The sequence below is a fragment of the Rhizobium sp. P1_E6 genome (assembly GCF_056405875.1).
In genome coordinates this window covers 231,701-250,421 of sequence record NZ_JBFUBG010000001.1, presented here as the reverse complement: position 1 = coordinate 250,421, position 18,721 = coordinate 231,701, and the positions used below count along the sequence as shown (strand labels likewise).

Annotated in this window: 17 protein-coding genes; 1 reads left to right on the top strand and 16 read right to left on the bottom strand. The window is 60.6% G+C overall.

The window, feature by feature from the left end; translation table 11 throughout:
- Position 1: 1 nt before the first annotated feature.
- From AC1D35_RS01200 to AC1D35_RS01150, 11 genes are all read right to left on the bottom strand, one after another.
- On the bottom strand, positions 2 to 334 hold the full coding sequence (locus AC1D35_RS01200; protein WP_113311105.1) for an RcnB family protein: 333 nt from the start codon (positions 332 to 334) through the stop codon (positions 2 to 4).
- Positions 335 to 535: 201 nt separating this feature from the next.
- A complete protein-coding gene (locus AC1D35_RS01195) occupies positions 536 to 1,033 on the bottom strand; it encodes a GNAT family N-acetyltransferase (RefSeq protein ID WP_113311106.1) in 498 nt (165 codons plus the stop codon).
- 9 nt (positions 1,034 to 1,042) lie between these two features.
- The gene (locus AC1D35_RS01190; protein WP_113311107.1) at positions 1,043 to 2,656 is read right to left on the bottom strand and encodes a glycoside hydrolase family 43 protein; all 1,614 of its coding nucleotides are present in this window, start codon (positions 2,654 to 2,656) and stop codon (positions 1,043 to 1,045) included.
- Positions 2,657 to 2,747: 91 nt separating this feature from the next.
- The gene (gene mgrA, locus AC1D35_RS01185; RefSeq protein ID WP_113299329.1) at positions 2,748 to 3,779 is read right to left on the bottom strand and encodes an L-glyceraldehyde 3-phosphate reductase; all 1,032 of its coding nucleotides are present in this window, start codon (positions 3,777 to 3,779) and stop codon (positions 2,748 to 2,750) included.
- 295 nt (positions 3,780 to 4,074) lie between these two features.
- A complete protein-coding gene (locus AC1D35_RS01180; RefSeq protein WP_113311108.1) occupies positions 4,075 to 5,208 on the bottom strand; it encodes a Gfo/Idh/MocA family protein in 1,134 nt (377 codons plus the stop codon).
- Positions 5,209 to 5,216: 8 nt separating this feature from the next.
- Positions 5,217 to 5,981 carry a sugar phosphate isomerase/epimerase family protein gene (locus tag AC1D35_RS01175; RefSeq protein WP_113311109.1) on the bottom strand — a complete coding sequence of 255 codons (765 nt, stop codon included), beginning with the start codon at positions 5,979 to 5,981 and terminating at the stop codon, positions 5,217 to 5,219.
- 39 nt (positions 5,982 to 6,020) lie between these two features.
- A complete protein-coding gene (locus tag AC1D35_RS01170) occupies positions 6,021 to 8,486 on the bottom strand; it encodes a beta-mannosidase (protein ID WP_477938176.1) in 2,466 nt (821 codons plus the stop codon).
- Positions 8,487 to 8,611: 125 nt separating this feature from the next.
- On the bottom strand, positions 8,612 to 9,703 hold the full coding sequence (locus AC1D35_RS01165) for an ABC transporter ATP-binding protein (RefSeq protein ID WP_477832114.1): 1,092 nt from the start codon (positions 9,701 to 9,703) through the stop codon (positions 8,612 to 8,614).
- Between the two features lie 4 nt (positions 9,704 to 9,707).
- On the bottom strand, positions 9,708 to 10,640 hold the full coding sequence (locus tag AC1D35_RS01160) for a carbohydrate ABC transporter permease (RefSeq protein WP_113311177.1): 933 nt from the start codon (positions 10,638 to 10,640) through the stop codon (positions 9,708 to 9,710).
- A gap of 4 nt (positions 10,641 to 10,644) precedes the next feature.
- Positions 10,645 to 11,550: a carbohydrate ABC transporter permease gene (locus AC1D35_RS01155; RefSeq protein WP_113299333.1), complete on the bottom strand. Its 906-nt coding sequence runs from the start codon at positions 11,548 to 11,550 to the stop codon at positions 10,645 to 10,647.
- 207 nt (positions 11,551 to 11,757) lie between these two features.
- Complete coding sequence (locus AC1D35_RS01150) at positions 11,758 to 12,993, bottom strand: ABC transporter substrate-binding protein (RefSeq protein ID WP_113299334.1); 1,236 nt, start codon at positions 12,991 to 12,993, stop codon at positions 11,758 to 11,760.
- A gap of 455 nt (positions 12,994 to 13,448) precedes the next feature.
- Here AC1D35_RS01150 and AC1D35_RS01145 point away from each other — a divergent pair, with 455 nt between their 5' ends.
- Positions 13,449 to 14,489, top strand: a complete 1,041-nt coding sequence (locus tag AC1D35_RS01145) for a LacI family transcriptional regulator (RefSeq protein WP_113299335.1) — start codon at positions 13,449 to 13,451, stop codon at positions 14,487 to 14,489.
- A 39-nt stretch (positions 14,490 to 14,528) separates the two neighbouring features.
- Here the strand turns inward: AC1D35_RS01145 and AC1D35_RS01140 are convergent, their stop codons facing one another.
- The 5 genes from AC1D35_RS01140 to gndA form a co-directional block, all read right to left on the bottom strand.
- Positions 14,529 to 15,065: a GNAT family N-acetyltransferase gene (locus AC1D35_RS01140; RefSeq protein WP_113311111.1), complete on the bottom strand. Its 537-nt coding sequence runs from the start codon at positions 15,063 to 15,065 to the stop codon at positions 14,529 to 14,531.
- A 98-nt stretch (positions 15,066 to 15,163) separates the two neighbouring features.
- Positions 15,164 to 15,703 carry an orotate phosphoribosyltransferase gene (gene pyrE / locus AC1D35_RS01135; protein ID WP_477938175.1) on the bottom strand — a complete coding sequence of 180 codons (540 nt, stop codon included), beginning with the start codon at positions 15,701 to 15,703 and terminating at the stop codon, positions 15,164 to 15,166.
- Between the two features lie 109 nt (positions 15,704 to 15,812).
- Positions 15,813 to 16,514 carry a lysozyme inhibitor LprI family protein gene (locus tag AC1D35_RS01130; RefSeq protein WP_113311112.1) on the bottom strand — a complete coding sequence of 234 codons (702 nt, stop codon included), beginning with the start codon at positions 16,512 to 16,514 and terminating at the stop codon, positions 15,813 to 15,815.
- 169 nt (positions 16,515 to 16,683) lie between these two features.
- Positions 16,684 to 17,082: a VOC family protein gene (locus AC1D35_RS01125; protein ID WP_113299339.1), complete on the bottom strand. Its 399-nt coding sequence runs from the start codon at positions 17,080 to 17,082 to the stop codon at positions 16,684 to 16,686.
- Positions 17,083 to 17,176: 94 nt separating this feature from the next.
- A complete protein-coding gene (gndA, locus tag AC1D35_RS01120; protein ID WP_113299340.1) occupies positions 17,177 to 18,607 on the bottom strand; it encodes an NADP-dependent phosphogluconate dehydrogenase in 1,431 nt (476 codons plus the stop codon).
- Positions 18,608 to 18,721: the final 114 nt, after the last annotated feature.

The window sequence follows — 18,721 nt, the reverse complement described above, 5'->3', positions numbered from 1 at the left end:
CTCAGCGATTACCGGCAATGATGCTGGAAATCAGGCCGGAAGCGACGCCGACGAGAAGGTAGTCGTTATCGGCCTTCACCCAGTGATAGCCACGCGGCGGCGGTGCGAGGCGATAGCGGCGGTAGTCGCGGACTTCGCGGTAGCGGCCGCGCTCGGCAGCCGACATGCGATAGCCCCTGGACCAGCGATGCTGACGGTCGACCTTTTTGTGGATGACGACCTTCTCCTTAACGACAACCGGCGGACGACGATGATCGGCGGCGCTGGCTTGCGATGCAACGATCGGCGAAAGCAGGAAAGAAGCGGAAAGAAGAGCTGCGAAAATCTTTTTCATGGGGTTTCCTCGTGTTGAACACGCCCCGAAACTACGTCCGCGAAAATGAACGAAATCTGAAAATAAAATTAAAGATTTGTAATGGAATCGGGTACTTATGCCAGATTCCTAATGTCTTAACCCGGACCTAACGCAACGTTGCAAGATCATGGCAGCGGCAATCACGTCTGCGTAATCGGTCGTGATGAAGACGGCATTCACCTACCGCAAGATCAGCGCCATATTGATCACGTCCTTGTAATCGCCATCGACATGGAACGCATCACGGCTAACCCCCTCTTTCACGAAACCGACCGTCTCATAGAGCCCGATCGCCCGCGCGTTATCGGCATGTACGCCGAATTCGATGCGGATCATGCCGGCCTCGCGCGCCGCCGATATCGCCGCCTCGATCAGCCGACGGCCAAGCCCCTGTCCGCGAAAGCCGGGAAGCAGGCCCATGCCGAGCGAGCCGCGATGGGCATGCGAGGGAAAGAAATGCCGGCGGATATCGCACCAGCCAATCACCTCGCCGCCATTGAGGGCGACGAGATTTACATTGCCTGATGCGATCGAAGAGAGCGCGAACTGGCGCGTCTCCTCAAGCGGCCGGGCTTCGAGAAGGCTGAGATATTTGCGTTCGCGAGCCACCGTATCGAGCACCAGGTGGAAGGCTTCTATATGGTCTGGGGCCATTGGCTCGATGCGGATATCAGCCATCGCCCCGTCTCACAGCTCGTCGTAGTTGAACCAGTCGAAATCGGCCGTCTTTGCCCGCCCCGACGTATCGAAGGCGAAGACGCCGGCAAAAGCGCCGGTAAACGAGCCATGCTCGCCGCGCCCGCCCTCGTCGGAGACGACACCGGCATCGAGAACCGGGCCGATCGGCTGCCACGCGCCCTTGCCTTCCGTCTGCCAGAAGAACTGCAGGTCGTTATCGCGGATCTCCATGGCTAGCTGCACACGGCCATCGGCAGGGATCGCCACGCCGGCCTCGGCGGGGAAACTCATGCGGCCGTTCGGATAATCGCCGTTGCAGGAAAAGATCGTGACGCAACGGCCAAGCTTTTCATGCAGTGTCACGACGACGGCATGGAACTTGTGGCGGTTATAGTAGTGGGTCAGACCGGCCACCTGCTGATAGGTGTCCGGCGTAAACTCCACGACCGTCTCGGCACGGAAACTGTGATGCTCCTGCCGGCGGGCGACGAGTGCCTGCTCGAACCAGGAACCGACGCTTTCACGGCCGATCAGCCTGAGATGGCCGGGGCGGTCAGTCAGGTTGAAGATGCGTTCCGGCTGTGGCGTGCGCAGCCACTGAAAATCGGCGGGCAGTTTACCGCCATCGAAATTATACCCGCTACGAACAGGCTTTTCCGCCCGCGTAGCACCACCAAGGCCGGGCACCTCTACATCGGGGACCGTCGTGCCGTTTTCGAGGTAGAGCCAGCCATCCTCGCGCCAGACGCATTTCTGCAGCGCCGTCTCGCGCCCCAGCGTGCAGCGGCGCTTCGGCGGCAGCGGCCGGCCGCAGAGATGGGTGTGATAGACTTGGCCATCCGGCGTTTCGACATATTGCCCGTGCCCTGCCCGCTGCAACACCGCTTCCGGATGGTCCTTGGAAGTGATCAGGTGCCGGTTGGGATGCAGTTCATAGGGGCCATCGATAGTGCGCGAACGCGCCATCGTCACCGCATGGTCGTAGCCGGTGCCGCCTTCCGCCGTCGTCAGATAATACCAGCCGTTCTTCCGGAAGAGATGCGGTCCCTCGACGAGGCCGAGCGGGCTGCCGGCGAAGATATTCTTGATCGGCCCCTTGAGCGATTTCGTCTGTGCATCCCATTCCTGCAGCAGGATGCCATCGAAGGCCGGCGATTTCGGCGAGCCGCCGTAGCTTTCCGTCCGGTGGTTCCACTGCATGTTGACGAACCACTTGCGGCCGTCCTCGTCATGGAAGAGCGACGGGTCGAAGCCCGAGGAATTGACGTAAACAGGCTCGGACCACTCACCCTCGATGGTGGGCGCGGTCACGATGTAGTTATGCGCATCCTTGAAGTTGCCGTCGAAGCGCTTCACGTCGGTGTAGACGAGCCAGAACTGGCCGTCGGCATAGGAAAGACATGGCGCCCAGATGCCGCAACTGTCAGGATTGCCCCGCATGTCGAGCTGCGAGGCGCGCTCGAGAGGCCGGCGCACCAGCGTCCAGTTCACCAGATCGCGCGAATGGTGGATCTGCACGCCCGGATACCATTCGAAGGTGGACGTCGCGATGTAATAATCGTCGCCGACGCGGCAGATGGACGGGTCGGGATTGAATCCGGGCAGGATTGGATTGCGGATCATGGCGGCTCCTCCTTTTGAGCAACAATTTCTGCTGCACGTACATCAGATTATATCAGAAAAACGCCCGGGGTTTTGCCCCGGGCGGTGAAACTTATTCCAGCTCTGCGGACTTCGCCCAGAGATTGATGTCGGCCTCCTTGGCATAGACATCGATCTGCTTCAGCTCTTCGGCCGTAAACTCGAGATTGTCGAGCGCATTGACGCAATCGACGATCTGCGAGGATCGGCTGGCGCCGATCAGCGCCGAGGTTACGCGATCGCCCCGCAGCACCCAGGCGATCGCCATCTGCGCCAGCGTCTGGCCACGCTTTTCGGCGATCTCGTTGAGTTTCCTGATATTGTCGATGATCTGCGGGCGGATGAAGTCCTTCTTGAGGAAGTGGTTCTGCGCCGCACGGCTGTCAGCGGGAATGCCGCCGAGATATTTCGTCGTCAGCATGCCCTGGGCAAGCGGCGAGAAGACGATCGAGCCCATGCCGACCTCATCGAGCGCATCGAGCAGCTTGTCGTCCTCGACCCAGCGGTTGAGCATGGAATAGCTCGGCTGGTGGATGAGGCAGGGCGTGCCCAGATCCTTGAGAATGGCCGCAGCCTCGCGGGTGCGCTGCGAATTATAGGAGGAGATACCGACATAGAGCGCGCGGCCGGAACGCACGATGTAGTCAAGCGCGCCGCAGGTTTCTTCCAGCGGGGTGTCCGGATCGAAACGGTGCGAATAGAAGATATCGACATAGTCGAGACCCATGCGCTCAAGGCTTTGGTCGCAGGAAGCGATCAGGTACTTGCGGCTGCCCCACTCGCCGTAGGGACCCGGCCACATGTCGTATCCGGCCTTGGAGGAGATGATGAGCTCGTCACGCAGACCCGCAAAATCGGTGCGCAGGATTTCGCCGAAAGCGGTCTCGGCGCTGCCGGGAGGCGGGCCGTAATTGTTGGCGAGGTCGAAATGGGTGATGCCGAGATCGAAGGCCGTGCGGCACATGTCGACCTTGCGGTCATGCGGGGTGTCGCCGCCGAAATTGTGCCAGAGGCCGAGGGAAACGGCCGGCAGCTTCAGGCCGGAACGGCCCGTGCGGTTATACTTCATCTTCGAATAGCGGTCTTCGGCCGGTTGCCAGCTCATCTGAGGTCTCCTCAACCTGTAAAAAGTGCTTCTCTTTCGTATCCGCACCGAGCGGCGGTCGAAAGCTAATAACGTCGCGGCCCTCGTGTCGGGCGCGCCGGCACTATTGGAGCAAGCGCCCCGTTACGGCAAGCGCGTGGCGCATGTTCTCGACAACTTCACATACTGACGTTGCTTGATAGGCCCTGCCCTCAAACACCGTCATCCTCGGGCTTGTCCCGAGGATGACGACGTTAGCGTGGTGCCTCACGGCAATCCGGAGCCGACCGTACCGACCCCGGAAAGCTCTCTCGGCTTACTTCAACAGCGCCAGTGCTTCCTCGATGCCCAGCGCCGCCGGCTGCGTGCAGGTCGTCGTCAGATCGACGAAACGGCCTTCCGCACCCGACTTCAGGATCGAGGTCATGATATCGACGCCGTGCAGCGTGCGGTCGAGCGAGCAACGCGCATCGCGGCCGTCGATTAGCGACATGGCCATGTCGGCAAGGCCGGCCGTGCGGTAGTTGGCGCGCGGGCCGTTCGGGCTTTCCTGGTTGAACTTGCCGAAGGGATGATCCCAGGCATCCAGCGCCTTGATCTCCTTGTCGCGGCCGCTTGCCTCGACGACACCGCCGAAGAAGTTCGGGTCCGGCACGTAGAGCGAACCATCAGTGCCATAGAGCTCCATATTGGCGTGGCGGTGCGACCAGACATCCCAGCTTGCCGTCAGCGTCACGGTGGCGCCGGAGACGAATTCGAGCAGCGCCTGGATCGTCGTTGGTGTCTTGACCGGGATGGACTCGCCATTGCGCGGCTGGCTGGTGATGGTGCGGGTTTCCGATGCCATCGAGGTCATGCCGGCGACGCGCTTCACCGGTCCGATCAGGTTGATCAGGTTGGCGATATAATACGGCCCCATGTCGAGGATCGGACCGCCGCCCGGCAGGAAGAAGAAGTCCGGGTTCGGGTGCCACATTTCCATGCCCGGGCCCATGACGTAGCAGGCGCCCGACGTGATACGGCCAACGCCGCCGTCATCGATGAACTTGCGGGCAAGCTGATGTGCGCCGCCGAGGAAAGTATCGGGCGCGCAGCCGACGGAAAGTCCCTTCTCCTTGGCGATGCGGCGAAGCTCTTCGCCCTGCTCCAGCGAGAGCACGAGCGGCTTTTCCGAATAGACATGCTTGCCGGCTTCAAGGGCCGCCTTCGATACCGGATAATGCGCATCCGGGATCGTCAGGTTGACGACGACGTCGATCTCGTCATTGGCGAGAAGCTCGTCGATCGTCTGTGCCGTCACATTGTATTCTTCGGCGCGCTGCTTTGCCGCCTGCACGTTGATATCGGCGCAGGCGAGCACCTTCAGCCCCTTGAAGAGCGGTGACAGCGAGAAGTAGGTGGTGGAGATATTGCCGCATCCGATGATGCCGACGCCAAGTTCCTTGGTCATGGTCTGCCTCAGTAGGTCTTGAAGGAAGCGATCGAGCGCGTGATGTTGCGGTCGATATCATTGGGATTGTCGTGCTCGACGACGAAATGCTTGGCCTTGGTGCCGGACTTGACGGCCGGAAGCAGCTTTGCCCAGCCGATCGTGCCATGGCCGACATCGGCCCAGCCGCCTTCGTCAGTGGCTTCACCAGCCGGCGCGATGTCCTTGACGTGGACGGCGCTGATGCGCGAACCGAGCTTTTCGACCCAGGCGTAGGGGTCCGCACCGCCGCGAACGACCCAGGCAATGTCAGCTTCCCAGGAAATGTCGGGCGCGCCTTCGAAAATGCGCTCGATCGGCAGCGAACCGTCGGAGAGCTTTACGAATTCGAAGTCGTGATTGTGCCAGCCGAATTCATAGCCCGCATCCTTGTAGGGCTTGCTCATGGCCTGCAGGCGCTTGCCGAAGGCGAGCCAGCCGGCAGCATCCGTCGGGCGCTGGTCGGGCATCAGGTGCGGCGCATAGATGGAATCCATGCCAAGGATCTTGGCGATCTGCAGCGACTTCTCGACGCTGCCTTCGAGGAAGTCGGGGCTGAAATGGCCGGTCGCCATCACGAGGCCGTTCTTGTCGAGATCGGCGCGCAGGCTCTTGAGGCCCGCCTCGTCGAGTTCGGCATAGATGCCGCCGAAGCCTTCGACTTCGCCATAGCCGGCCTTGCCGAGCTTTTCAAAGATCGCCGACAGCGGCGGGAAATTGCGGGCGCTATAAAGCTGATAGCTGAGCTTGGTCATGTCATCCTCCTCGGGCCTCGTGCCCGTTCTCACGTAAGATCAATCTGCCGACTGGCAGGAATGCAGGTCATAGAAGCGGAATTCCGGCAGTTCGCCCTTTTCGAGCGGCTTGGCCGGGGTAAAGGTGATGCGGCGGCTTTCGCCGGCCGCAAGGTCGAAGGCATTGTCGGAATATTTGCCATCGGTGTCAGTCTCGATCATCACGAAGAGCGCCAGGCCATTGGCGGTGACGTCAAGGTCGATCGAGCCGTTCTCCTCGACGAATTCGCGGATGACGGAAAGACCCGCCGGCTCCAGTTCCAGCGCCTTGTAGGTGCCGTTGACATGATGCCCCTCGCCGCCCATGCCGTTGGACGCGGTGAAGCGCCAGGCGAGCAGCGTGCCCTCGGGGATCTCGGACATGTCGAGCGTCGCGGCAGTGCAGGCCGCATCGGGCGCGCACATGGCCTGCACATTCCTAAGGTTCTTGCGCTCGCCCTTCATCGTMAGGATCGAGATCGACAGATCGACGCTGACATCGGCAAGCGTGTCGTTGACCAGCGAGAAGCGGATCGACTTGCCGTCGTCAGAGGGGATTGCCGCCACTGCCACCGGCTGGAAGAAGCGCTTGACGAGATAGTGCATCGCCTTCCAGCGGCCGCCGTAATCGAGGCTCGACCAGGAAGCGACCGGCCAGGTGTCGTTGAGCTGCCAGTAGATCGTGCCCATGCAATGGGGCTTCAGCGAGCGCCAGTATTCCACCGCCGTCTTGATCGCCAGACCCTGCTGGATCTGGCTGAGATAGACGAAATTCGGGAAATCCTTGGGGAAGCGGAAGTAGCGGAACATCGTGCCGGCAATGCGCTCGTTGCCGCCGGCATTCTTCTGATGCAGCTCCATGACGGGCGACGCCACGTTCATGTCCTTGGCATCAGCATAGGTCTTGATGACAGGCAGCGACGTATAGGACTGGAAGCCGAATTCCGAGCAGAAGCGCGGCCGCACCGAGCGGTAATTATCGAACGACTTGTTCTCGTGCCAGACCGACCAGTAATGCATGTCGCCGGAACCATCGGCATGCCAGGCATCGCCGAAATCGAGATAACCGGAAGCCGGGCTCGACGGCCACCAGAGGGCGCCGGRCATCGCCTTCTTCACCGCCTGTTCGATCGTGCGGTTCAGGCGATCGTAGGAGACGAGATAGCGGTCACGATCCCTACGGGACTCCTCGAACCAGGTGAGCGCGCCGACGAGCTCGTTGTCGCCGCACCAGAGTGCGATCGAAGCATGCGAGGAGAGCCGGCGGACCTGGTAATCCACTTCGACCGCGACATTCTCGAGGAAATCCTCGGTCGAGGGATAGAGGTTGCAGGCAAACATGAAGTCCTGCCAGACCATCAGGCCGAGCCGGTCGCAGATGTCATAGAACCAGTCGTGCTCGTAGAAGCCGCCGCCCCAGACACGGATCATGTTCATGTTGGCGGCCTTGGCCGAGACCAGCAGGTCCTCGGTCTTCTCCTCAGAGGACAGCGAGAAAAGCGCATCGGCCGGGATCCAGTTGGCGCCGCGGCAGAAGATTTCACGGCCATTGACCTTGAAGGCGAAACGGCTGCCGGCGGCATCAGGCGTGGTGATGAGCTCGATGGTGCGAAGGCCGATCTGCTTCGTCACACTCTCCGAGGGCAGTTCGACCGAAAGCGTGTAGAGCGCCTGCTCGCCGCTGCCGGACGGCCACCAGAGGCGCGGATTGTCGATCTGGAAGACATGGTTGACGTGGGTCTCACCGGCATTGACGCCGACATCGAGCCGCACGCGCTCGCCGTCGAGATCGAAATAGATCTGAGCGATGCCCGGATCCCTGGCAAACAGCGACGCCGTGACCTGCAGCTCGACGGAGCCATCGGCATTATGCGTCTGGCGCGTCAGCACATGCTCGATGCGCGCCGTCTCCAGCTTCTTCAGTGCGATCGTGCCGTAAAGGCCGAGCGGAGCAATGGCGATATTCCAGTCCCAGCCGAAATGGCACTGCGGCTTGCGCAGCATGTTGCCGTCAGGAATCGGCGAGTTGCCCGTGCTATAGGGAATGTAAAAGGGCTGCTGCTTCTGCCGCGCAGCACCGACAGCGACGTTGGAGGCAAAAACGATGCGGATCGTGTTTTCGCCCTTCTTCAGCATGCTGGAAACATCCGGCCGGTAGCGCCGGAAGCTGTTATCGGCCTCGAGCGCCAGGAAGCCGTTGACATGAACGCTTGCGACCGTGTCGAGATAGTCGATGTCGAGATACCAGTCGCCCTCGGCATCAGGAAGCGTGAAGCTGCGCTCGACCACCCATTCGCGCTGGGCAACCCACTGCACCTTCTCCTCGTTGCGGCCGAAATARGGATCGGGGATCAGCCCCGCGCTGTGAAGCGCCGTGTGTACGTCACCCGGCAGCGTGATGACGCTGCGGATCTCGCCATCGGCGGAGGCAAGCTGCCACGAACCCGAAAGCTCGATGTTGAAACCGTTCTTCGGCAAGGATGTCATAGTCTTATCCTGATCGGGCCGCTCCTGGGAATGCCGGACAAGCCGGACCGCGGCCGAATTTGGCTGGCCTGACGGCCGATTGGAGGACCGGGCGGCGCCGTTTTCGGCACCGCCCGCAGAACTTTCTAGAGGCGCAACTCGCTTTCGGCATCGAAGACCGAGGCGAGCGACATGTCGAAGCTGAGCTTGACCTTGCTGCCGACGCTGAAGCGGCGCGCACCGTTGATGCGTACCGACATCGTGTGACCGGCATGTTTCAGCCACAGAAGATTGTCCGCGCCCATCGGTTCCTCGATATCGACGGTGGCGTCATGCTCTTCGCCACCGGCATTCTCGTTGACCTTGATGTGTTCGGGGCGAACGCCGAGCACCACCTTGCGGCCCGGCTGCAGCTTCTCGTAGCCATCATAAGCGGCAAGCGAGAAATTCACGCCGTTGGCGGTAAAGGCGATACCGTCGCCTGATTTGACCAGTTCGCCGCGCAGGAAGTTCATCGACGGCGAGCCGATGAAGCCGGCAACGAAGAGATTGCGCGGCCTGTTGTAGATCGTCGTCGGATCGTCGAGCTGCTGGATAATACCGCTCTTCATGATGGCGATACGGTCGGCGAGCGTCAGTGCCTCGATCTGGTCGTGCGTGACGTAGATCATGGTATTCTTGAGCGACTGGTGCAGGCGCTTGATTTCGACGCGCAGTTCCGATCGCAGCTTGGCGTCGAGGTTCGACAGCGGCTCGTCGAAGAGGAAGACGTCGACATCGCGCACCAGGGCACGACCGATCGCCACACGCTGACGCTGACCACCGGAAAGCTCAGCCGGCTTGCGCTTTAGAAGCGGCTGGATCTGCAGGATCTCGGAGGCACGCGCCACCCGCTTGTCGATCTCGACCTGCGGCACCTTGGCGACGCGAAGGCCGAAGGAGAGGTTCTTTTCAACGGTCATCTGCGGATAAAGCGCATAGGACTGGAAGACCATGCCGATGCCGCGGTCCTTCGGCTCTTCCCAGGTGACATTTTTGCCCTTGATGAAGATCTGCCCTTCCGAGGCGTCGAGCAACCCGGCGATGCAGTTCAGCAAGGTCGACTTGCCGCAGCCGGACGAGCCGAGCAGCACCAGGAATTCGCCGTCGTTGATGTCGAGGTTCAGATCCTTGAGCACGCTGACCGCACCGAAGTTCAGCGACAGGTCCTTGATGGAAACACTTGCATTCATGTTCATGGGATCAACCCTTCACTGCGCCAGCGGCGATGCCACGGACGAAAAGCCGTCCCGACACGAAATAGACGACGAGCGGTACAAGTCCCGTGAGGATCGTTGCCGCCATGTTGACGTTGTATTCCTTCACTCCCTGGACGGAATTGACGATGTTGTTGAGCTGCACGGTCATTGGATAGGTATCCGGCCGGGTGAAGACCACGCCGAACAGGAAGTCGTTCCAGATGCCGGTCACCTGCAGGATCATCGCGACGACGAAGATCGGCAGCGACATCGGCAACATGATCTGCAGGAAGATCTGCCAGAAGCCCGCCCCGTCGACGCGCGCCGCCTTGAAGAGTTCCTCCGGCAGAGACACGAAGTAGTTGCGGAAGAGCAGTGTCAGGATCGGCATGCCGAAGATCGAATGCACGATGACGAGCCCCGTGAGCGACCCGTAGATGCCGATTTCGCGCAGGATGATGACGATCGGATAGATCATTACCTGATAGGGAATGAAGGCGCCGATGATGAGAACAGAGAAGAAGAATTCCGATCCCTTGAAGCGCCAGTTCGCCAGCGCATAGCCATTGACCGAGGCGATCGCGATGGAGACGATGACCGAGGGAACGGTGATGCGGACCGAGTTCCAGAAACCGCGCGAAAGACCGTCGCAGTTGAGGCCGGTGCAGGCCGTCGCCCAGGCCTTGACCCAGGGTTCGAAGGTGATTTCTATCGGCGGCGCAAAGATGTTGCCGAGCCGGATCTCCGGCATCCCCTTTAGCGAGGTGACGACCATCACGTAAAGCGGGATCATGTAATAGACCGCGGCCACGAAAAGCGTGCCGTAGACAATGATGTTGCGGCCCGAAACGACCGGCCGCGGCTTTGGTCCGGCCGAGCCGGAAACCGCCTTCTTCTCGAAGGGAATGCCGCCGCCATCGACGGCCTTGAGAGCGATCTTGTCAGCCACGTTTGCGCCCTCCGCCAAATTCCAGATATGCCCAGGGAATGACGATGATTGCCACTGTCAGCAGCATCATGGTCGAAGCTGCAAAGCCCTGACCGAGATTCTGCGCCTGGAACATGTAGTCGTAGACGTATTTTGCCGGCACTTCCGACGATATGCCCGGACCGCCGCTGGTCTGGGCGACGACGAGATCGTAGACCTTGACGATGCCGCTGGCGATGATGACGAGCGTGGTGATGAAGACCGGCCGCATCATCGGAATGATGATGAAGAAATAGGTCCGCCACATGGGAATGCCGTCGACACGGGAAGCCTTCCAGATATCCTCGTCGATGCCGCGAAGCCCTGCGAGCATCAGGCACATCACGAGGCCGGTGCCCTGCCAGAGGGCGGCGATCAGCACGCCGTAGATGACGATTTCAGACGTATAGAGCGGATCGAAACTGAAGCTCGTCCATCCCAGTGACCGCACGACCGCCTGGACACCGAATTCCGGATTGAGGATCCACTGCCACACCAGACCGGTAACGATGAAGGATAGCGCGAAAGGATAGAGGAAGATCGTGCGGAACGTGTTCTCGAAACGGATCTTCTGATCCATGAGAGCCGCCAGCATGAAACCGATGACCAGGCTGAAGATCAGCGACAGAATGCCGTAGATCGCCAGGTTCTCGATGGACACGACCCAGCGCGGGGCAGCCCAGAGACGCTGATATTGCTCTATGCCGACGAAGTTCAATCGCGGCAGGAGCTTGGAATTGGTGAAGGAATAAAACACCGTCCAGATCGTGCCACCGAGAAAGATGACCATGGCGGTGAGGATCATGGGAATAGAGGCAATCTTCGAATTCAGATTGCGAAACAATTTAAACGGTCGGCCTGCTTTCGCTTGACCTGTCATTGAGTTCCTCCTGAAGCATAGTCGCTTCGGTGACCGGGGCTCCATCCGAAGACGACCGCCCTTCCCGTCTCTGCCGCAACCGCCATGCGGTCTTGGCGCGACCGCAGCCGGTGTGACGTGCCGTCGCCGCAGGGGATCAGAGATCCGGCGGCGCGATCCGGCCCTGCAACACGCAGGACCGGACCTGATGGGCTTGAGGACCGAGGATCAGTCGGCGGCGGCGATGATGTCGGCGAAGCGCTTCTGCGCTGCGTCGGGCGTCATCGTGGTATTGGCGAAGAACTCGGCGAAGAGGTCTTCGATCTGCTTTGTCGTATCGGGCGATACGAGCTGATCGGAGCTTGTGACGATATTGCCCTTGGCGAGAATATCGAGACCCTTCTTCATGCAGTCGTTGGCGGCCGAGATATCGACGTCGCCGCGAACCGGCAGCGAGCCCTTCTTCAGATTGAAGGCAACCTGGGTCTTCGGATCGAGAAGTGTGGCGGCAAGCACATCCTGAGCCTTCGCCTTCTCGGCATCCTTCTGGAGCGGGAAGTAGAAGGCGTCGCCGCTGGTCGAGATGATCTCATTCACGCCGAGGCCAGGAAGGCAGGTATAGTCCTTGCCGGCAACCTGCTTGGCAACCTGGAATTCGCCCTGCGCCCAGTCACCCATGATCTGGCCGCCGGCCTTGCCGGTGATGACGAGGTTGGTGGCCTGGTTCCAGTCCTGCACGTTGCTGCCCTTGGACATGCGCCGTGCATCGTCGGCAGCCTTGAAGACCTTGGCGATCTCGGGGCCGGCAGCCAGTGTGGCATCCTTGTCCTTGAAGACCTTCAGGTAGTTGTCCTTGCCGCCGATAGCGATCATCAGAACGTTGAAGGCGCCGCTTGCCTGCCAGCCCTGACCGCCGACCGCAAGAGGAACGATCCCGGCCTTTTCCAGGGCCGGAGCGGCAGCGACGAATTCATCCCAGTTCTTCGGAACCGCAACGCCGGCCTTCTGGAAGGCGGCATTCGACAGCCACAGCCACTGCCAGGAATGGATGTTGACGGGTGCGCAATAGATCTTGCCGTCGATCGTGCAGGAATCGAGCAGGGTCGACGGACGGATGATTTCCTTCCACTTGCCTGCGGTCGCCACATCGGTCAGGTCCTTCATGAGGCCGGCCTGGACGAGTTCCTCGGCCTGACGGCCGTGGTTGAACTGGGTGGCACCCATCGGGTCGCCGCCGGTGATGCGGCTGATCATGATCGGACGTGCGGTGCTGCCGGAACCGGCGATTGCGCCGTCCACCCAGTGGTTACCGGTGGCATCGAAAGCCTTTGCCAGCTCCGCCACAGCGGCAGCTTCACCGCCCGAAGTCCACCAATGGGTGACTTCGAGATCGGTCGCATTGGCGGCGCCGAACGGAATGGCTACGGTAGCGGCAAGCACGGCCGCCATCATACGGATTTTCATGAGTTCTCCTCCCTCACTGAAACGTTGCCGGAAAAACTTAGAGCAATCGATTTATCCGCGCAACCGCCCGCTCGTAAAATTTTCTGTGACTGACGTTATTACAGCTTATAAGAGCATTCTTCGGTTCCGCCATTGCGCTATGAGAAGAGCGTAAGCAAGCGGTTTCGCAAGTGCGGCATGTCGATATATATCTGATTTTGCTATTTAATTTTTAATTAATCTGACAATTTCGGCTTTTCACCATTTCGCGGTCGCAAAAAAACACGGGACGAACAGCGGATTCAACCAGAGAGAACCACTCCGCAACGTTGATCAGAAAAAGGGCTCGACATTTCTACTGTATCGTTACAGATTGCCCTACTCAGGGAGGAGAGCTTTTTGAGCGGCGGCATACTTACAGTGCGCCAAAAAGCCTCTATAAGGCGAAGCAAATCGCGTGAGGCGGGCCTAGAGGGATGGAAAACAACGGAAATTTCGGCGGAGCGGCATCCGGTTCCGTTCAGCGTGAGCGCCCGACACTGAAGACGATCGCCTTCATGACGGGCCTCGGCGTGACGACCGTGTCGCGGGCGCTGAAAGATGCACCGGATATTGGCGCTGAAACGAAGGAACGGGTGCGTATGGTTGCCCGTCAACTCGGTTACCAGCCGAACAGGGCCGGCGTGCGCCTGAGAACCGGCAAGACGAACGTCATTGCCCTCGTGCTCAGCATCGACGAGGAGATCATGGGCTTTTCCAGCCAGATGGTCTTCGGCATTTCCGAGGTGCTGACCGGCACGCCATACCATATCGTCGTCACCCCGCATTCGCACAGCAAGGATCCCATGCTGCCGGTGCGCTATATCCTCGATACCGGCTCCGCAGATGGTGTCATCATTTCGCGCGTCGAGCCTGACGATCCGCGCGTGCGCCTGCTGGCCGAAAGCGGCATGCCCTTTACCACCCACGGCCGCACGGATGGCGGCCTCGCGCATCCCTATCACGATTTCGACAACGAGGCTTACGCCCATCAGTCCGTGCAGAAGCTCGTCCAGCGCGGCCGCAAGCGCATCGCCCTGCTGCAGCCGCCGAGCAAGCTTACCTATTATACCCATACCCGCATCGGCTTTCAGACTGGTCTGCATGACTACGGCGCCGAGGAAGTGCCGCTGCGTGTCAACATCGATGCCCCGCTCGCCGAAATCCGTGACGCCGTGGAGCAGCTGATGCTTTCGCCCGGCGCGCCCGACGGTATCGTCTCGTCGGCCGGCAGCGCCACCATCGCCGTCAACGCCGGCATCGAAGCCGCCGGCAAACGCCTCGGCCACGACGTCGACCTCGTCTCCAAACAATCCGCCCCGATCCTCAACTGGATCCGCCCGGAGATCATCACCGCCTACGAAGACGTCCGCCACGCCGGCCGCGAGATGGCGAAACAGGTGATCGCGCGGATCGATGGCGTGGATGCGGAGCTGCTACAGAGCATCAGCAAGCCGGAATGGCCGGCAGGGCGGTAGGAGCTTTCCTGCGGGATAGCATCCACGAGAAGCACCAGTCTATGCCTGCGCCGGAAAATCCGTCTCCAGCAACCCCATCATCATGTCGTCGTGCCACACACCGTTCACAAAGGCGGCTTCCCGCTCCCTGCCTTCGATCGTGAAGCCGCATTTCTCATAGGCCCGGATCGCCCGCGTGTTGTAGGCAAGTACCCTTATCCCGATCCGGTGCAGCCGCAACTCCGTGAAAGCATGGTGCAGGACGAGGCAAATAGCCTCGCTCCCCAGCCCTTTTCCCAGCAATTGCGGATCGTAGATGCCGATTGCCATCAAGGCGCGGCGATCGATGACATTGAGCCTGTCCAGCCGGATATCGCCGATCAGCCGGCCTTGAAAGGCGATGATCCAGGCATTCGGATGATCGATGAGATTTTGAACCCAGCGAATGGCTCCATCCCTGGTCAGCGGCTTCACATCGTCCTGGCCAATGCCGAACATCTCGACAATCTCTGCAGGGTTTCCGAGAGACAGGCGGGCATCGACGTCACCGAAAGACGCCGGCCGCAGCTCGATATTCCGACCGTTCAAACGCACCATGCTCGCTGCCAACAACCCGGACTGTTTTACCATCAGGCAGTTTAGAGCCTATCGCAACGACCGCAACTGACACATGGCGGAACCGGGAAACACATTGTCTACCGCGCATTCTCCAGATCCGCCCGCGTAAACACCGGAAACACCGCAAGCCCCGGCACTCCTTCGATCCGCGCTGCACCCTCGCCGCGCCAGATCGCGCAGACGACACCAAGCACCTCCGCCTTCTCGTCGATCGCCATCCGCCAAGCGTCCGCCACCGCCCCGCCGGTGCTGATCACATCCTCGATGAAGGTCACGCGGCGGCCTGTCACATCCTGGCCCTCGATCGCCCGGCAGGTGCCGTAGGTCTTGGCCTCCTTGCGGATGAAGGCGGCGGGCAGGCCTGTCTCCAGCGAGATCGCGGTCGCGAGCGGAACGCCGCCGAGTTCCAGCCCGGCGATGATATCGGTATCCGCAGGCAGAAGGGCGGCCATTGCCTGCGCCAACGGCTTCAGGAGGGCCGGCGTGCCTTCGAAGCGGTATTTGTCGAAATAGCGGTGCGACACCTGGCCGGAACGGAGCACGAATTCGCCCTCCAGCGTGGCGATGTCAGCGATTTGCCGGGCCAGCGCCGCATGGTCGATGGATGCCTTGATCATTTTACCTCCTGCCAAAATAAGTCCAGACGGCGCTTGCTCGCCGTCAGCCATTAGATCCTGGCCCTGCCCTTCCAGAATCGGCGGCGCGCTACGAGATACGGAAACCCGTTCAGCCCCCGCACTTGTGCTGCGCATCGGGCAGTATCCAGCTTTCCTTCGTCCTGCCATTGGTGACGAGGAAAAGCCGGCCACCCTCATCCGGCTCGCAGTCGCGATCAATCTCGACCAGGCATAGGGCGACGGGATCGCCGGGCTTTGAGCGGATCAGCATCTCCTCGCGGCTATACGAGACCTGGTAGCCGTCATTGGCATAATCGATGCCCGTGCCATTGCCAAAATCCTCATCGGTCGCGGGTGCGTCGCCACTCTCGACGCGCGGATGCACCGCCAGGATCGTGGTTGCAGCGCATTGCCCGGCCTTTGTCGGGATGTCCGAAGTCCCGGGCTGCTTGCCGCCCGTCAGCGACTTCGCGGAGATGCCCCGCATGAAGCTGCTTTTGTCCGGCGAGATTTTCCAGAGAATGGCGAGATAGGCACTGAGGATACAGGCCCGGTCGCTACCGCAATCATGCCGGTCGGCCAGGAAATTACGGGCCGCGTGGACGACATCATCCTCATCGGGAGCTGTCTTCCGTGCCGCGCCATAGCCGGCATTGAAGACATCGTCGAGGTGGGAAAGCTGAGTATCGCCGCAGACGATCTTTTCGTCGGCGCTGGCTGCCTTGGCGCAATCGAAGCCCGCGGCTTCTGCTGATGCGGTGAAGAGGATGCCGAGGCAGAAGGCGATGAGGAAGGTGGAAATGGATCGCATGATGGTCCCTCGGTCCGGCAGGTCGGCCTCAACCTAAATGCGGCGGCGAGCTTGTGTGAGTGTTGTGCAGCGTCGTTCGAATGTCTGGCGGGGTATTCCACATCACAACGTGAACTGAGGCATACCGGATATACGTCCGCTCAACGCTATTCCAATCGGCCCGCCAGCCTCATTCCACCTGATTGAAAACCGCCTCGATACGATACCCATCGGGATCGATGACAAAGGCAGCAAAGTAATTCGGCCCGTAATGCTGTCTTAGCCCCGGCGCACCGTTATCGACGCCACCCTGGGAAAGCGCTGCGGCATGAAAATCAATGATCGACTGCCGATCCGGCGCGGCAAAGGCCAGATGGAAGCCCGCACCCGGCGCACCCTGCCCCGCCTCGATCGATTTGATCGCCAGCTTATCGCCGCCGCCGGGCACACCATAGCCGACGGCCTGTCCGGCCTCACCGGGGCGCAGATCCTCCCAGACGCGGATATAGCCAAGCGCGCCGAGGGCGGCATCATAGAACCGCGCGGCTCGTTCGATATCGGCCACCCCGAAAGATGCATGGTGGAGCATAATATGGACCTCCCGATTGCAATCACCCGCTTCGCGGCAGGATAACAAAAAGCCCGGCGCAATGGCCGGGCTTTCAACTCTATTTTCGCAAACCTCAGAAGGTCGATGCACCGCTGCCCCAGGGGCCGTGGTGGAAATCCTTGCCGTCGAGGCGGTCGAAGCCGTGGGCGCCGAAGAAGTCGCGCTGCGCCTGGATCAGGTTGGCAGTGCCGCGGCCCTGGCGGTAGGCGTCGAAATAGCTGAGCGCCGAGACCAGCGCCGGAACCGGCAGGCCGGCGGCCAATGCTGCGGTCACGACGCGACGAAGCGCCGGGATCGATTCCTTGACCATGGCCGAGAAGGCCGGCGTGACGATGAGGTTTGCCGCGTCAGGCGCATCGGTAAACGCCTTGGTGATCTCGTCGAGGAACTGCGAACGGATGATGCAGCCGGCGCGCCAGATACGGGCAATCGTCGGCATCGGCAGCGACCAGTTGAACTCCTTGGAAGCTTCCGCCATGACGGCAAAGCCCTGCGCATAGGCGCCGATCTTGCCGGCAAACAGCGCCAGTTCCAGATCCTTGTTGAAATCAGGACCGTAGGCGATCGGGAAGGCCGCGCCGAGATCGCCGAAGATCTTTTCAGCAGCGACGCGCTGGTCCTTCATCGACGACAAGCTGCGGGCGGCAACGGCAGCTTCGATACCGGTTGCCGGAATGCCCATGTTCTGCGCTTCGATTGCCGACCACTTGCCGGTACCCTTCTGGCCGGCCTTGTCGAGGATCATGTCGACCATCGGCGTCTTGGAGATCGGGTCCTGCGCGGCCAGAACCTTCTCGGAGATTTCGATGAGGTAGGAGTTCAGACGGCCCTTGTTCCACTCGCCGAAGATGCCGGAGATTTCCGACGCGCTCTTGCCGAGGCCGTCGCGCAGGATGCCGTAGATTTCGGCAATCATCTGCATGTCGGCATATTCGATACCGTTATGGATCGTCTTGACGAAATGGCCGGCGCCGTCATTGCCGAGCCAGGCAACGCACGGATCGCCGTCGTACTTGGCGGCAATCGAGGTCAGCACCTTTTCGACACGCTTCCAGGACTCTTCCTTGCCGCCGACCATGATCGACGGGCCGTGGCGGGCACCTTCCTCACCACCGGAAACACCCATGCCGATAAAGGTCAGGCCGGTATCCTTGAGGCGGTCGAAGCGGGCGACGGTGTCGCGGAAGTTGGCGTTGCCGGCATCGATCATGATGTCGTTCTTTTCCAGATGCGGGCGCAGTGCCTCCATCTGCTGGTCGACCGGCTCGCCGGCCTTGATCATGATGATGATCGGACGCGGCGGGCGGATTGCATCGACGAACTCCTCGATCGTCTTGCAGGGAATGATCTGCTTCTTCAGATCACCAGCGCTCTCGTAGAACTCATCCGTTTTTTCAGGGGTGCGGTTGAAGACCGCGATCTTGTTGCCCTTTTCTGCAATGTTGAGCGCCAGGTTGGACCCCATGACGGCAAGGCCGATCAGTCCGATTTCTGCCTTTTCCACGACAAACCTCCGATGAGTGAAATGGTGCGATGTTGTGGCACTCTCTCGCCCAAACGGCAAGGTCGAAGACCGCGATTCGGATCGAAAAAAGGCTGTCGGAACAGGCTTTTCGAA